General features: G+C 70.2%; 16 protein-coding genes. 7 read left to right on the top strand and 9 right to left on the bottom strand.

Going from position 1 to position 12,405, the window contains the following annotated elements:
- The first annotated feature begins 60 nt into the window (after positions 1-60).
- Complete coding sequence (locus tag ACNKFW_RS08715) at positions 61-1,131, top strand: SPOR domain-containing protein (protein ID WP_147428171.1); 1,071 nt, start codon at positions 61-63, stop codon at positions 1,129-1,131.
- Between the two features lie 7 nt (positions 1,132-1,138).
- On the opposite strand, the gene ACNKFW_RS08710 is transcribed toward ACNKFW_RS08715, so the two are convergent.
- The 3 genes from ACNKFW_RS08710 to ACNKFW_RS08700 all read right to left on the bottom strand — a co-directional run bounded on the left by ACNKFW_RS08710 (position 1,139) and on the right by ACNKFW_RS08700 (position 4,487).
- On the bottom strand, positions 1,139-2,158 hold the full coding sequence (locus ACNKFW_RS08710) for a hypothetical protein (RefSeq protein WP_024843141.1): 1,020 nt from the start codon (positions 2,156-2,158) through the stop codon (positions 1,139-1,141).
- A 331-nt stretch (positions 2,159-2,489) separates the two neighbouring features.
- Positions 2,490-3,395, bottom strand: coding sequence for an RNA polymerase sigma factor RpoH (gene rpoH, locus ACNKFW_RS08705; protein WP_024843140.1), 906 nt, complete (start codon positions 3,393-3,395; stop codon positions 2,490-2,492).
- A gap of 66 nt (positions 3,396-3,461) precedes the next feature.
- The gene (locus ACNKFW_RS08700) at positions 3,462-4,487 is read right to left on the bottom strand and encodes a pseudouridine synthase (protein WP_147428170.1); all 1,026 of its coding nucleotides are present in this window, start codon (positions 4,485-4,487) and stop codon (positions 3,462-3,464) included.
- Between ACNKFW_RS08700 and ACNKFW_RS08695 the strand changes: the two genes are divergently transcribed.
- Complete coding sequence (locus ACNKFW_RS08695; protein ID WP_231486613.1) at positions 4,486-4,791, top strand: DUF6476 family protein; 306 nt, start codon at positions 4,486-4,488, stop codon at positions 4,789-4,791. The two genes, ACNKFW_RS08700 and ACNKFW_RS08695, sit on opposite strands and share 2 nt — an antisense overlap.
- On the opposite strand, the gene ACNKFW_RS08690 is transcribed toward ACNKFW_RS08695, so the two are convergent.
- Positions 4,782-5,075 carry an accessory factor UbiK family protein gene (locus ACNKFW_RS08690; protein WP_024843137.1) on the bottom strand — a complete coding sequence of 98 codons (294 nt, stop codon included), beginning with the start codon at positions 5,073-5,075 and terminating at the stop codon, positions 4,782-4,784. The genes ACNKFW_RS08695 and ACNKFW_RS08690 overlap by 10 nt on opposite strands.
- A gap of 126 nt (positions 5,076-5,201) precedes the next feature.
- Here ACNKFW_RS08690 and lgt point away from each other — a divergent pair, with 126 nt between their 5' ends.
- Genes lgt through pgeF form a run of 3 tightly spaced genes read left to right on the top strand, consistent with a single transcriptional unit; the run spans position 5,202 to position 7,901 of the window.
- Positions 5,202-6,092 (top strand): prolipoprotein diacylglyceryl transferase, encoded by an 891-nt coding sequence (lgt, locus tag ACNKFW_RS08685; protein WP_024843136.1) that lies wholly within the window; start codon positions 5,202-5,204, stop codon positions 6,090-6,092.
- Positions 6,089-7,153, top strand: a complete 1,065-nt coding sequence (locus ACNKFW_RS08680; RefSeq protein WP_024843135.1) for a class I SAM-dependent methyltransferase — start codon at positions 6,089-6,091, stop codon at positions 7,151-7,153. The genes lgt and ACNKFW_RS08680 overlap by 4 nt, the downstream gene beginning before the upstream one ends.
- Positions 7,137-7,901: a peptidoglycan editing factor PgeF gene (pgeF, locus tag ACNKFW_RS08675; protein ID WP_147428169.1), complete on the top strand. Its 765-nt coding sequence runs from the start codon at positions 7,137-7,139 to the stop codon at positions 7,899-7,901. The genes ACNKFW_RS08680 and pgeF overlap by 17 nt, the downstream gene beginning before the upstream one ends.
- Before the next feature lie 96 nt (positions 7,902-7,997).
- On the opposite strand, the gene ACNKFW_RS08670 is transcribed toward pgeF, so the two are convergent.
- Positions 7,998-8,423: a hypothetical protein gene (locus ACNKFW_RS08670; RefSeq protein ID WP_147428168.1), complete on the bottom strand. Its 426-nt coding sequence runs from the start codon at positions 8,421-8,423 to the stop codon at positions 7,998-8,000.
- A 92-nt stretch (positions 8,424-8,515) separates the two neighbouring features.
- A complete protein-coding gene (locus ACNKFW_RS08665) occupies positions 8,516-9,016 on the bottom strand; it encodes an Lrp/AsnC family transcriptional regulator (RefSeq protein ID WP_024843133.1) in 501 nt (166 codons plus the stop codon).
- Positions 9,017-9,179: 163 nt separating this feature from the next.
- On the opposite strand from ACNKFW_RS08665, the gene trxB reads away from it, so the two are divergent.
- Positions 9,180-10,196, top strand: a complete 1,017-nt coding sequence (gene trxB / locus ACNKFW_RS08660) for a thioredoxin-disulfide reductase (protein WP_147428167.1) — start codon at positions 9,180-9,182, stop codon at positions 10,194-10,196.
- A gap of 30 nt (positions 10,197-10,226) precedes the next feature.
- Positions 10,227-10,994, top strand: a complete 768-nt coding sequence (locus ACNKFW_RS08655; protein WP_418024125.1) for a transcription antiterminator BlgG — start codon at positions 10,227-10,229, stop codon at positions 10,992-10,994.
- A gap of 127 nt (positions 10,995-11,121) precedes the next feature.
- Here ACNKFW_RS08655 and ACNKFW_RS08650 read toward each other — a convergent pair whose 3' ends face one another.
- The 3 genes from ACNKFW_RS08650 to ACNKFW_RS08640 all read right to left on the bottom strand — a co-directional run bounded on the left by ACNKFW_RS08650 (position 11,122) and on the right by ACNKFW_RS08640 (position 12,388).
- A complete protein-coding gene (locus ACNKFW_RS08650; RefSeq protein WP_024843130.1) occupies positions 11,122-11,349 on the bottom strand; it encodes a DUF1150 family protein in 228 nt (75 codons plus the stop codon).
- A gap of 13 nt (positions 11,350-11,362) precedes the next feature.
- Positions 11,363-11,773: an Hsp20 family protein gene (locus ACNKFW_RS08645; protein WP_024843129.1), complete on the bottom strand. Its 411-nt coding sequence runs from the start codon at positions 11,771-11,773 to the stop codon at positions 11,363-11,365.
- A gap of 120 nt (positions 11,774-11,893) precedes the next feature.
- Positions 11,894-12,388, bottom strand: coding sequence for a hypothetical protein (locus ACNKFW_RS08640; protein WP_418024124.1), 495 nt, complete (start codon positions 12,386-12,388; stop codon positions 11,894-11,896).
- Positions 12,389-12,405: the final 17 nt, after the last annotated feature.

Genomic DNA, 12,405 nt, shown 5'->3' with positions numbered 1-12,405 from the left:
AACCGGGCCTTCAGGGCTTTCGGCCTATCACCGGGTCAGGCGTGATTCGAGGATGGGGCGATGCGGGTTGTTCTGTGGCTGATGCTGGCGCTGCTGCCGGGGCTTGCGCTGGCGCAAGCGCCGCGCCCGGCCGAGGAGCCGCCGGCGGATTTCACATCGCGGCAATATATCGACAGCCGCGGCTGCGTCTTCCTGCGCGACGAGCTGGGCGGCTGGGCGGCGCGGCTGGCGCGCGACGGCACGCCGATCTGCGGCTATCCGCCGACGCTTTCCGCCCGCGGCGCCCAGGGCGAGCCGAAGCTGCGGGCGCTCGCCCCGGCGGCCGGACGCGGCCGGGCCGAACTGCTGGAAGAGGCGCTGTCGCAGCAGGTCATCACCAACCTGCGCCCCGGCGAACTGGCCAGCGACCCCCGGCCGATGGAGCGCCTGCCGGACCTGGGCCCCGAGCCGCATCCTCCGGCCCCGGCCGATGCGCTGCGGGCGGCGCTGACGGCCGCGCCTGCGCTGCGCCAGGGCATGGGCGCCGCCCTGCATCCGAACCGCCGGCTGTGCGAGCTGCTGGGCTATGACGGCGGGCCGGGCGCGGCCGGGCTGGACGATCCGACGCAGGGCTATTGCGGGGGATTGCCGAAGTCCGAACTGTCGCGGCTCAGCTTCATGCGCCCGGTGGGCAGCGCGGCGGGGGCGGGGATGATTGCCCCGCCCGACCGCGAAACCGCCGTGCCGCCGCCGCCCGCAGCGGTCCGGCCCGCGCCGCCCCCCGCCGCAAGGCCGGCGCCGGAAAAGCCGCTTCCCGCCGGGTCTGCATCCGCATCCGCACCGACGGCCAAGGCATCCGCCCCGGCCCGCGGCAAGGCGCCGGCCGCTGCCCCCGCCGCGCCGTCATCGGCCGGGATGATCCCGGCCGGGGCGCGCTATGTCCAGGTCGGCACCTTTGCCGATCCGGGCAATGCCGAACGCGCGGCCGCGCGCATCGCGCAGATGGGTTATCCGCTGCTGCGCGGCAGGGACCAGGCCGGCGGGCGCGAGGTGCAATTCCTGGTCGCCGGCCCCTTCCCGGATCGCGAAAGCATCGTCCGGGCGCTCGACGCCATCCGCAAGGCGGGATTCCGCGATGCCTTCCCGCGCTGACCGGCGGCTACTGGTCGCAGATCTCTTGCAGCGCGACCCATTCGCGGTCGGCAAGCACCGGGCGCGGCTCGGCCGTGCGAAAGGGATCTGCCTCGATCAGGCCCAGCACCGCCTCTCCGGTCGGATCCAGCGAGCGGGCATAGGGTTCGCTCGAGATGCCGGCGCGGGTGAAATAGGCCAGCAGCGGCTCGTCCTCGGGGCGGGGCGGCGGGCCGGCCAGCAGCTTCTCGCCATAGCCCGACAGCGATTTCTCCGGCAGCGTCCCGGCGGTCAGAAGGTGAAAGGTCGCGCGCGGCCCGGCATGGCGCAGCGCGGCCAGCAGCGGGTCGTCCCGGACCGCCGCCGCCTGCGCGGCCAGGATATGGCCGGCCGCGACCTCGGGCGTGATCTCGCCCGCGATCAGGTCTTCGCCGATGACGGTGATCGGGCCGGGCAGGCGCAGGGCGCCGCGCAGGCTGGCCGGCACCACGACGATCTGCGCATCCGGGCCGATCAGCCGCATCGCCAGCTTCTGGCGCACCATGTCGCCGGCCGGGCGCGAACAGGGGCTGCCGGTGGTCTTGGCGATCTCGGCCAGCACCATGCGCCCGATCTCGGCCCGCTGCGCCGGGGGGGCGATGTCGGCGGCGTGGCGCACCAGCGCCGGCGGCACCCAGAACACGGCCAGCAACGCCATGACCGCGGCCGCGCTCAGCATCAGCCCGCCGCGCAGCCGGCCGGGATGCGGCTTGCTGGCCTCGATCACCTGGTGCACCTTGGAAATGGCCGAGATCATCAGTTCGTCGTCGATCTCCAGCTCCTCGCCGGCGTCAAGGCCGCCCGGCGCATAGCGCGCCGGCAGCTTGCCGGGGTTGAGCCGGGTGACGGCGGGCAGCGACCAATGCGCCAGCGGCACCTCGGAACGCGGATCGGTCAGCACCAGGGTCGCATCCCCGAAGGAAACGATGACGTCGCGCAGCTGCGATCTGGGCGATTCGCGCCAGATCCCTGCGGCTTCCAGCCGTTGATATTGATTCAGCGCCGTCATGTCCGCGCCATCGGCCCTTGCTGTCCTGTTTTGACCATAAGCCAAGCCGGGCGCCGGTCAACTCTGCCCGCTGTCACGATAATTTCCGCATCGGCGCCATGGTCTGCAAGGGGCGTCGCGCCGGAAAATCGCCTGCCCTGCGCAGGGATCGCCCGCCCGGCGCCGCCTGACCTTTCTGGCCGGACTCCCGAAGCCCTTTCGGTCCCTGCCGCCGGGAAGGAAGGCGGCGCGGGCAAGGTGGAGGTTCGCGCCGAAATCCCGACGCCCCCTCTGCGCAAGGGGGCGCCAGCGGCTCCGGGGATGGAACGGGCGGGCCGGCGCCAAGACCAAGTCAGGCGGTTTCGGGCACGGTCATGCCTCGCTCGCGCGCCAGTTCGCGGATGCGGTTCTGCAGTTTCTCGAAGGCGCGGACCTCGATCTGGCGGATCCGTTCGCGCGAGACCTCGTAGCGCGTCGACAAATCCTCCAGCGTCATCGGGTCGTCGCGCAGCCGGCGCTCCATCAGGATGTCCTTCTCGCGGTCGTTCAGCACGTCCATGGCGGCGATCAGCATCTCGCGCCGCGCCGAAAGCTCGTCGGCTTCGGCAAAGGCCTGGGCCTGGTCGGCATCCTCGTCCTCCAGCCAGTCCTGCCATTGCGCGGTCGATTCCCCGTCGCCCGACCCGACCGTGGCGTTCAGCGAGGCATCGCCCCCCGAAAGCCGGCGGTTCATGTCGATGACCTCTTGCTCGGTCACGTTCAGGTCATGCGCGATCTGGGCGACGTTTTCGGGGCGCAGGTCGCCTTCCTCCAGCGCGCCCAGGCGCGACTTGGCCTTGCGCAGGTTGAAGAACAGCTTCTTCTGCGCCGAGGTGGTGCCCATCTTGACCAGGGACCAGGACCGCAGGATGTATTCCTGGATCGAGGCGCGGATCCACCACATCGCATAGGTGGCCAGGCGAAAGCCCTTTTCCGGGTCGAAGCGCTTGACTGCCTGCATCAGGCCCACATTCGCCTCGGAGATGACCTCGGCCTGCGGCAGGCCGTAGCCGCGATAGCCCATGGCGATCTTGGCGGCCAGCCGCAGGTGGCTCGTCACCAGCTTCTGCGCGGCCTCGGCGTCCTGGTGATCAACCCAGGCCTTGGCCAGCATGTATTCCTCTTCCGGCTCCAGCAGGGGGAACTTGCGGATCTCCTGCAAATAGCGGTTGAGGCCCTGTTCGGGGCTGGGTGCCGGAAGGTTGGTGTAGTTCGCCATCTGAAAATTCCCTGTCCCGCGCTTGGGCGGGTAATTGTGAACGCTGTCGGCGCGGTCCGGGTTCCGTCAGCCCGGCGCGCGGCGCAAGGTCGCCAGCAAGCCGGCCATGTCGGGCGGCAGCGAGCTGGCAAAGGTCAGCGCCTGGCCGCTGACCGGATGTTCGAAGCCCAGCTCGGCCGCGTGCAGCGCCTGGCGGGGAAAGGCGGCGACGGCCGCGGCACCCTCCGGCCCCAGCGCCCGGACCGAGGCCCGCCTGTTGCCACCATAGACCGGGTCGCCGACCAGGCCCAATCCCGCATGGGCCATATGCACGCGGATTTGATGCGTGCGCCCGGTCTCCAGCCGGCATTCGACCAGCATGGCGGCGGGAGGGGCGCCGAAGGTCTCGATCACGCGGGCGCGGGTCACGGCATGGCGGCCGTTCTGGAAGCTGACGGCCTGGCGCTGCCGGTCGCCGGGATGGCGGCCGATCAGCGTGGCGATGCGCAGCACGCCGCCCGGCTCGAACCCCACGCCCGGCAGGCCGCGCAGCCGCGCATCGGCCGGGTCGATCATGCCATGCGCGACGGCCAGGTAGCGCCGCCGCGCCGTGTGATCGGCGAATTGCCGCGCCAGGCCCTGATGCGCGCGGTCGGTCTTGGCCACCACCAAAAGGCCCGAGGTTTCCTTGTCGATGCGATGCACGATGCCGGGCCGCGCCGCGCCGCCGATGCCCGACAGGCTGCCCGCGCAATGCGCCAGCAGCGCATTGACCAGCGTCCCCGAGGGGGCGCCGGGCGCGGGATGGACCACCATGCCGGCGGGCTTGTCCACCACGATCAGGTCGGTATCCTCATAGGCGATGGTCAGCGGGATCGGCTCGGGCTGCGCGTCCAGGGGCTCGGGCGCGCCGATCTCGACCAGGTAGACGCCGGTTTCCGCCCGTGCCTTGCCGTCCGTGACCGGGCCCGAGGGGCCCCGGACCGCACCCTCGGCGATCAGCCGCGCCAGGCGCGAGCGCGACAGCGCCGCCTGCTCTGGCGCGGCAAGGGCAAGCGCCTTATCAAGGCGCTCGGACAGTCCTTCGGGGATGGTGATGAGGATTTCGGCCATGGCACGGGATGATAGGCTGGATGCGGGGCCAGAGGAAGCGTTGCCGATGCTGCGCTGGCTGCGCATCCTGGTGACGGCCCTGGCGGCGGTGATGGGCATCGGCATGCTGGTGATCGCGGCGCTTTTGTGGCTGCGCCTGTCGCAGCCGCCGCTGCCCGAACTGCCCGAGCAGGTCGCCCTGCCCGAGGGCGCGGTGCCCGCCGCCGTCACCTTCGCCCGCGACTGGCTGGTGGTGGTGACCGAGGCGGGCGAGGTGCTGCTTTATGATCGTCAGGGCCGGCTGCGCGAGCGGGTTCAGCCCTGAGCGTCGCCGGTGCCGAGCGGGCCGGTCGCATTGACCGAGGCCACGCCCTTGCCCTCCAGCGCGTCCAGGCGGGCGCGCAGCTCGGCGTTTTCGGACCGGGCCTTGATCGCCATCTCGCGCACCGCCTCGAACTCCTCGCGGGTGACGAAATCGCGCTCGGCCAGCCAGCGGTCGATCCAGCCGTTGAAGGCGGTCTGCGCCTCGTCCTTGGCGCCCTGGGCCACGCCCATGGCATTGGTCATCAATTTCGAGAGATCGTCGAGAAAGCGGTTGTTCGCGGTCATGGCGGGCCTTTCGGTTCAGCGAGACCCCCTATATGGCCCTGCGGGCGCGGCTGTTCAATTGCCTGACAGCGCCGGTTGACACCCGGCTGCCCCCGCGTAGCCTGCCCGCGCCGAAACGAGGAGCCCATGATCCCCTTTCCCGACATCTCGCCCGAGATCTTCACCATCCATGTTTTCGGCATGGCCTTTTCGCTGCGCTGGTATGCGCTGGCCTATCTGGCCGGGCTGCTGATCGGCTGGCGCATCATCGTGGCGCTGATGCGGCGGCCGCGGCTTTGGGGCGACGCGGCGCCCATGCGGCCCGAGCGGGTCGAGGAATTGCTGACCTGGGTGATCGTCGGCGTGGTGCTGGGTGGGCGGCTGGGCTTCGTGCTGTTCTACGAGCCGGCCTATTACCTGGCCAATCCGGGGCAGATCCCGGTGATCTGGCAGGGCGGCATGTCCTTTCACGGCGGTTTCCTGGGCGTGGTCTTGGCCTCCTGGTGGTATTGCCGGCGCCACGGCATCCCGGCGCTGCGGCTGGCCGATGCGTTGTCGATGGCGACGCCCATCGGGCTCGGCCTCGGCCGGGTGGCGAATTTCATCAATGCCGAGCTGTGGGGCCGGCCGACCGATATGCCCTGGGGCGTGATCTTCCCGGGCGAGGCGGCGCAGAACTGTCCCGGCATCGCCGGCCCCTGCGCCCGCCACCCGAGCCAGCTCTACGAGGCGGGGCTGGAGGGCGTGCTGCTGGCCGCGGCGCTGTTCCTGCTGGTTCGCATGGGCGGGCTGCGCCGGCCAGGGCAGGCGCTGGGGCTGTTCCTGATCGGCTATGGCCTGTCGCGTTTCGTCGTCGAGTTCTTCCGCCAGGCCGATGCGCAATTCATCACCCCCGACAATCCGCTGGGCCATGTGCTGGGCGGGCCGCTCTGGGGCGTGACCATGGGCCAGCTTCTGTCGCTGCCCATGGTGCTGGTCGGGCTGGCCTTCCTGATTCGCGCGCGCATGCGGCCGGCCCTGCCGCAGACGGACGCATGACGCCGCTGGCCCGCCTGATCGCGGCGCGCATCCGGCTGTCGGGGCCGATGGGCCTGGACGAATACATGCGGCTTTGCCTGCTGCATCCCGAGCATGGCTATTACGCCACCCGCGACCCGTTCGGCGCGGGCGGCGATTTCACCACCGCGCCCGAGATCAGCCAGATCTTCGGCGAGATGGTCGGCCTGGCGCTGGCGCAGGCCTGGCTGGACCAGGGCGCGCCCAGCCCCTTTACCCTGGCCGAGATCGGACCGGGGCGCGGCACGCTGATGGCCGACATCCTGCGCGCCATCCGCATCGTGCCCGGCATGGCCGAGGCGGCGCGGGTGGCGCTGGTCGAGGCCTCGCCGCATCTGCGCCGGATCCAGCGCGACCGGCTGGGCGCGGTCGCGCATCTGGACGACGTGTCGCAACTGCCGCAGGCGCCGCTGTTCCTGGTCGCCAACGAGTTCTTCGACGCCCTGCCGATCCGGCAGTTCCGGCGCGGCGCCCGAGGCTGGGCCGAGCGGGTCGTGGCGCTGGACGGGCAGGGCGGGCTGGAGATGGGGCTGGTCCCGGCCTCCGATGCCGCGCTGCCCCCGGCGCCACAGGGGGTGATCCGCGAAACCTGCCCCGAGGCGTTGCCGATCGTCGCGCAGCTCGCCGCGCGGATCGCGGCGCATGGCGGCTGCGCCATCCTCATCGACTATGGCGGCTGGGACGGGCAGGGCGATACCTTCCAGGCCCTGCGCCGCCACCGGCCCGAGGATCCGCTGGCCAATCCGGGCCAGGCCGACCTGACCGCGCATGTCGATTTCGCGCCCCTGGCCGCGGCGGCGCGGGCGGCGGGGGCGCGCGTCTCGCGCATGGTCGCGCAGGGCGACTGGCTGAAGCGGCTGGGGATCGAGGCGCGGGCGCGGCGACTGGAACGCGCGGGCGACGGGGGGGCGATGGCCGCGCTTCATCGCTTGACCGCACCCGATGAAATGGGACAGTTGTTCAAGGTGCTGGCCTTCTGGGCTCGCCATGCGCCCGTCCCCGCCGGATTCGAGCCCCTGGACGACGATGCAGACGACGCTTGAGATCCTGACCCATCCGCTGCTCGCCTCGGTGCGGCATGGCTTCTTCACCCGCCGCGGCGGCGCCTCCTCGGGGCTGTTCTCGGGGCTGAACTGCGGCTACGGCTCCAGCGACCAGGCCGAGATCGTCAGCATCAACCGCACCCGCGTCGCCGAGGCGATGGGCGTGCCGCCCGCCGGCCTCGCCACCGTGCACCAGGTGCATTCCCCCGACATCGCGGTGCTGCGCGCGGGCGACGATCCCGCCGGTCTTGCGGGGATTCGCGCCGACGGCATCGTCACCGACCGGCCCGGCGTGGCGCTGGCGGTGCTGACCGCCGATTGCCAGCCGATCCTGCTGGCCGATCCCGAGGCCGGGGTGATCGGCGCCGTCCATGCCGGCTGGCGCGGCGCGCTGTCCGGCGTGATCGAGGCGGCGGTGGGCGCGATGAACGACCTGGGTGCCAGCCGCATCCGCGCGGCGATCGGCCCCACGATCAGCCAGCGCGCCTATGAGGTCGGCGAGGATTTCATGGACGAATTCCTGGCCGAGGATCCGGATTACCACCGTTTCTTCGCCGGCGGGCCGAACGGGCGGCCGATGTTCGACCTGCCCTCCTTTGGCCTGATGCGGCTGCGCGAGGCCGGGGTTGAGGCGGAATGGACCGGGCATTGCACCTATTCCGATCCGGAGCGGTTCTTCTCCTATCGCCGCAGCACGCATCAGAACCAGGCCGATTACGGCCGGCTGATCTCGGCGATTGCGTTGTAGGTCGGGGGGATGGCGCGCGGGCTACGGCATTCGATGCCGGGGCGGGTGGCCGCGGGATGTCTGGCCGGTTTCCGCGATGCGGGACGAAGCTGTCAGTCACCCAGATATTGCGATGAAGATACCGCGTTGCGGATCGAAAACGGCGACATTCCCGCTGTGGTCAGACGAGATCATTGGCTGTACGGCTTTGGTATAGTGCCAGGGGTCAGGCGAACCACTCGCTTTGCGGATTTCCGCATCCCAACATTCGCCAGCATTGTTTAGGGCTCGCAGTTCAACCGCTGTTTCGTTCACCCGATCAGACAATGGAGTCACGCTCCATGGCTCGAAGCCGTTAGCCAATTCGGGTGGTTTTATGCTGGGCGAGGCACGATAGATGGCAACCACGCATACAAAAGACTGCGCTTCGCTGGCCAAGAGAGACAAAGGTTTCGCGTTTCCTTTGGCCACAAATCGGTAAGCAATGTCCTCCTCTACGCACCCAGACAACACGGCGAGCGCGATAAGTGACAGGAGCTTCAAGTGGGCCTCCAAGACATAGCCGCTGTCGGCAGAGTATGCGTATCATGACCGTCGGCTAAGAACTCAAAAGCTCTCGCCGTCACCGCATCCCCTCACCCCAGCGCCGCCGCCCGCTCCTCGACCACGCTGAAGGGCACGCCCGGCTCGTCCTTGGCGCAGCGGATCACCAGCGAGGTCTTGACCGAGGCCACGTTCGGCGCCGCCGTCAGCTTCTCGGTCAGGAAGCGCTGGAAGCTGGTCAGGTCGGGCGAGACGCATTTCAGGATGAAGTCGATCTCGCCGTTCAGCATGTGGCACTCGCGCACCAGCGGCCATTCGCAGGCCAGGGCCTCGAAGGCCGACAGGTCGCGCTCGGACTGGCTCAGCAGCCGGACCATGGCAAAGACCTGCACCTCGAAGCCCAGCTCGCGCGCATCGATGTCGGCATGGTAGCCGCGGATATAGCCCATCTCCTCCAGCGCGCGGACGCGGCGCAGGCAGGGCGGGGCGGAAATGCCGACGCGGCGGGCCAGTTCGACATTGGTCATGCGGCCGTCGGCCTGCAACTCTGCCAGAATTTTGCGGTCGATTTCGTCAAGTCTGGCGGCGGTCATCGCATCCCCTGGCTTGCCTTGCGGGCAAAAAACATGCCGGAAACTATCCCGCGGGGCCGGGTTGCGCAACATTCTTTCCACCGATGCGGGAACGGGCCTTATGGATTGCATGCGGGGCCGGCGGTGATTAGCTAAGGCTGCGCCAAGCGAAAGGTTCCCTGCCATGTCCCATGTTCCCGCCGAGATCGCCGCCGATACCAGCCTGCCCGCCCACAGCCGCGTGCTGATCGTGGGCTCGGGCCCGGCCGGCTATACCGCCGCCGTCTATGCCGCGCGCGCGATGCTTTCGCCGGTGCTGATCCAGGGCATGCAGCCGGGCGGCCAGCTGACCATCACCACCGAGGTCGAGAACTGGCCCGGCGAGACCGAGATCCAGGGCCCCGACCTGATGGTCAGGATGGAGGCCCATGCCCGCGCCATGGGCGCGCGCATCTTTACCGATACGGTGACGCGGCTGGACCTGGGCCAGCGCCCCTTCCTGGCCGAGCTTGATTCGGGCGCGCGCATCACCGCGGATGCGGTGATCCTGGCCACCGGCGCCCAGGCGCGCTGGCTGGGCCTGCCCAGCGAGGAAAGGTTCAAGGGATTCGGCGTCTCGGCCTGCGCCACCTGCGACGGCTTCTTCTATCGCGGCCGCGAGGTCGTGGTGGTGGGCGGCGGCAATACCGCGGTCGAGGAGGCGCTGTTTTTGACCAATTTCGCCAGCAAGGTGACGCTGATCCATCGCCGCGACAGCCTGCGCTCCGAAAAGATCCTGCAGGAGCGGCTGTTCCGCAATCCCAAGGTCTCGATCCTGTGGGATCACGAGCTGGTCGAGGTGCAGGGCGAGGACCAGCCGCCGGGCGTGACCGGCGTGCGCGTGCGCCATGTCCGCCAGGGGACCGAGCAGGTGGTGCCCGCGGACGGTGTCTTCATCGCCATCGGCCATGCGCCGGCCTCGGAACTGGTCAAGGACCAGCTGGAGCTGCATCACGGCGGCTATGTCAAGGTCGAGCCGGGCACGACCCGGACCTCGATCCCCGGCGTCTTCGCGGCGGGCGACCTGACCGACCACGTCTATCGCCAGGCGGTGACCAGCGCCGGCATGGGCTGCATGGCGGCGCTGGATGCCGAGCGTTACCTGGCCGAGCATGACATGGCCGGCGCGCCGAACCCGCATGCGGCCGAGATCCTGGCCTGAGATGGCCGGTTCTTTGCCGGGGCCCGGCCGATGAGCTTGCCGCATCACCAGCCGATCCGTGCGCTTCTGGTCAGCCCCGAGGCCGGCCAGAAACTGCGGGCCGAGGCGGCGCGCATGGCCGCCTGGGATCTGACGCCCCGGCAGTCGGCGGACCTGGACCTGCTGGTCGGCGGCGGCTTCTTGCCCTTGCGGGGCTTTCTGACCCAGGCGGATCACGATTCGGTGCTGGCGGGGATGCGGCTGGCCTCGGGCGCGCTCTGGCCCATGCCGCTGGCGCTGGAGGTCGATGCGGATTTCGCGGCCAGGGTCGAGCCGGGCGAGGACATTGCCCTGCGCGGCCCCGATGGCATGATCATGGCCATCCTGTCGGTCACGGACAAATGGAGCCCCGAGAGGGCGGAAGGCGCGGAGATGCCGGGCGTGGCCGGGCCGGTCTGCCTGGGCGGGCCGGTCAAGGGGCTGCCCGGCGCGGATGAGGTCCGCCTGGGTCCGAATGCCTGGCGGGCGCGCTTCCGTGCGCGGGGCTGCGAACGGGTTCTGGCCTGCGATCCCGCCGATGCGGCCGTCGGGGCGCGGTTGGCCGCCGAGCTTGGCGCCGAACTGCTGACGGCCGGGGCCGAGCCGCGCCATGCCGGCCCGCGCGAGGCGTTGTGGCAGGCGCTGGTCCGGCGCAACCATGGCGCCACGCATCTGCTGCTGCCCGCCGATCCCGCCGCGCAGGCGCTGCTGCGGCAATACCGGGCCGAGATCGGGCTGGAACTGGTCGAGGCCGGGATCACCCAGGCGCACGGCATGTGACGGCCCTTGCCGCGCGCCGTCCCGGCATTTGCTGATGGTGTTGGAAGGGTGGACGGCCGCCCCGCGGACGGCGCGAATGTCGCCATCGCCGCCGCCTTGCCCGGCGGCGGCATCGGCATCCTGCGGCTTAGTGGACGCTGACCGGGGTCAGTTCGTTCTGGCGGGCCAGCATGAAGGCCAGGCTGCGGTCCTTGACCAGGGCCAGCCGCTCTCCGTCGGGGCCATGCACGGCGTAAAGCGCGTCGGCTCCGGGCACCTGGCGGCGCACCTCGTCGGGCAGGCTGTCCATCGCGACGCGGCGGATATAGACGATGTTGCCCGCGTTTTCCGGGCCGAAATCGAATTTCTCGTTCATTTGCGATCCCCTTTCACTTGCGGCTGATCGGTATGGTCTGCACGATGCTGTCAGGCACCGAGCGGCGCAGGTCGATGTTCAGAAGCCCGTTTTCCAGTCCCGCCGACACCACCTCGACCCCGTCCGCCAGCACGAAGCTGCGCTGGAAGGCGCGGGACGCGATGCCGCGGTGCAGGAAGACGCGGCCTTCCTCGGCCTCGGCCTGGCGGCCGCGAACCACCAGCTGACGGTCCTCCAGCGTGATCGACAGGTCGTCCTCGGAAAAACCGGCCACGGCCAGCGTGATGCGAAAGCCGTTGGGCCCCTGGTGTTCGATGTTGTAGGGCGGATAGCCCTCGGCGCCCTTGGCGGCCCTTTCGGCCAGGCGTTCCAACTGGTCGAACCCCAGCAGGAACGGATGAGCGGCCAGACTGATCTTGGTCATTCCCAAGCCCTTTGCATCAAAGCGACTGTCGGCCGGACCCCGGAACGGCGATCCGGCAAGACCAATATGTGGATGGATGCCGCCGGAAACAAGGGCTTGCCGCATCGCGGCGGCGCGATCTCAGGGCCGCAGGCCGCAGGCGGCCATCGCGGCCCGGATCGCCCGGCCCGAGCCGGCCAGCGGCAGGCTGCCCCGGCCGCGATCATCCGCAAGCTCGACCCCGCTGCCGCCCAGCAGCCCCGCCAGCAGCGCCGAGCCGCGCGCCGCCTGCGCCGCGCGCATGCCGCCGCTGGCGGCAAAGGGCTGGGCCACCCGCCGGCCGTCGATGCGCAGCACCAGCGAGCCGGGCGATCCGGCCATGCCCTCGACGGCGACCAGCCCCTCGCGGCCGCGCTGGCACATGTAGCTCAGCGCCAGCCGTCCGGATTGCACGCGGGCGTAATGCGTCCTGCCGCCATCTGCGGCGCCGTTGCTCCAGCCCGCGCCCTGTCGCGGCGGCTGGGCGGGCTTTCGGCCGGGCGCCGCCCCCTCGCATTGCTCGGCCACGCAGGCGTGATAGCGCGGGTTCGAGGCGGGACCGAAGTGATACAGGCACTGGTTGACGCAAAGCTGCATTTGCTCGCCCCCGGCCT

The organism is Paracoccus sp. TD-10 (genome assembly GCF_048270675.1).
Lineage (GTDB): Bacteria > Pseudomonadota > Alphaproteobacteria > Rhodobacterales > Rhodobacteraceae > Paracoccus > Paracoccus pantotrophus.
Note: the sequence above shows the minus strand (reverse complement) of the source record. Positions and strands in the feature narration are given on the sequence as shown.